This is a genomic window from Archangium sp. Cb G35 (assembly GCF_001896145.1).
In the GTDB taxonomy this organism is placed as follows: Bacteria; Myxococcota; Myxococcia; order Myxococcales; family Myxococcaceae; genus Archangium; species Archangium violaceum.
Genome location: NZ_MPOI01000038.1, coordinates 1 through 1,799 on the forward strand (window position 1 = coordinate 1; position 1,799 = coordinate 1,799).

2 protein-coding genes are annotated in these 1,799 nt (G+C 67.8%); both read left to right on the top strand.

Translation table 11 applies throughout. The features are described 5' to 3' along the window. Positions 1-634 (top strand): methyl-accepting chemotaxis protein (locus tag BO221_RS52140; protein ID WP_233166667.1); only part of this gene is annotated, 634 nt, incomplete at its 5' end. Positions 635-651: 17 nt separating this feature from the next. Continuing rightward, a partial coding sequence (locus tag BO221_RS52145; RefSeq protein WP_073568419.1) for a methyl-accepting chemotaxis protein occupies positions 652-1,799 on the top strand: 1,148 nt, incomplete at its 3' end.

The following is a 1,799-nucleotide window of genomic DNA, read 5'->3' on the forward strand; positions in this document are numbered from 1 at the left end:
GGAGGAGATCGCGTACCAGACGAACCTGCTGGCGCTGAACGCGGCGGTGGAGGCGGCGAGGGCCGGGGAGCATGGGCGGGGGTTCGCGGTGGTGGCGGCGGAGGTGAGGAAGCTGGCGGAGAGGAGCCAGAAGGCAGCCAAGGAGATTGGAAGCCTGGCGGGAAGCAGCGTGAAGGTGGCGGAGCGCTCGGGGAAGCTGCTGAAGGAGCTGGTGCCGTCGATTCGCAAGACGGCGGAGCTGGTGCAGCAGGTGGCGGCGGTGTCGAGGGAGCAGGCCAGCGGGGTGGTGCAGATGAACCGGGCGATGGTGCAGGTGGACCAGGTGACGCAGAGGAACGCGTCCGCGGCGGAGGAGTTGTCGTCGACGGCGGAGGAGCTGGCGGCACAGGCCGAGTCGCTGCAACAGATGATGACGTTCTTCCGGGTGGCGGCGGAGGTGAGGGCGTTGCACGGAGCAATGCAGCCGGTGCGCTCGTTGAGGCCGGCGCCGGTGCACCTGCCGCCGGTGCCTTCACCCGTGCAGGGGCTGAAGGCGGTGGCGCAGTCACTGCCCGTTCAGGTGGCCCCCACGTCCTTCCCGGCGGTACCCGAGCGTGCGGCGGTTGGCTCGGACCATGACTTCAAACGCTTCTAGGACGGGTCATCCACTCCATGATCGACAACCTCAGTATCGCCAGGAAGCTTCAGCTCGGGTTTGGCGTGCTCGTCACGCTGTTCACCGCCATTGTCTGGTGGTCCTTCATGCTCTTCCTCAGCCTGGCGGACTCGGTGGGGGACACCTACCGCGCCTACGAGGGCTTGGGGGAGTTACGCGCCATGGGCATTGCCCTGATAGACCTGGAGTCCCGGGTGCAGGGGTTCGCCCTCACCGGAGATGAGTCCGTCCTGGAAATGCTGCCCCAACGGCAGTCCGAGTTCCTCCGCAGCGAGAGCAAGGCGAAGGAGCTGACGACGGACAGTGCTCGCATCCAGGAACTGCTCCAGCAACTGTTGGACCTCTATCAGCAGCAGTACCTCCCTTACGTCGAGCGCCAGGTGTCGCTGCGGCGGGACGTGGATGCTGGCCGTGTGCCCATGGAACAGCTCGTGGCCTACGCCCGGGAGGGCCGGGGACGGAAGATCGTGGACTCCATGCGAGGTCTGGCGAACGCCATCCGTGCGGAGGAGAAGACGTTGCGTGAGCGGCGTGACGAGGTGGGTGAGGTGCGTGTGAACCTCGTGAAGCAGATGTTGGTGGGAGGGGGCATCGTGGGGCCGCTGCTGGCGGTGCTGCTGGCGTGGTGGCTGTCGCGCGGCATCACCCAGCCGTTGAACGAGGCGGTGGGGCTGATGGGACGGTTGGCCTCGGGAGACCTCACCGCCTCCATCGAGGTGCGGGGACGGGACGAGACGGCGCAGATGCTGGCCGGAATGCGGGAGATGGTGCAGCGCTTCGGCGGGGTGCTGGGAGAGGTGCGAGGGGCGGTGGGCTCGCTGTCGGGAGCGTCGGGACAGGTGGCGGCGGCGGCGCAAGCGCTGTCACAGGGGACGAGCACCCAGGCGGCGTCAGTGGAGGAGACGACGACGAGCCTGGAGCAGCTGAGCACGTCCATCAGCCAGAACGCGGAGACGAGCAAGACGTTGGAGCAGATGGCGGTGAGGGGAGCGGCGGAGGCGGAGGAGAGCGGGCTGGCGGTGAACGAGACGGTGGAGGCGATGGCGTCCATCGCCGAGAGGATCTCCATCGTGGAGGAGATCGCGTACCAGACGAACCTGCTGGCGCTGAACGCGGCGGTGGAGGCGGCGAGGGCCGGGGAGCA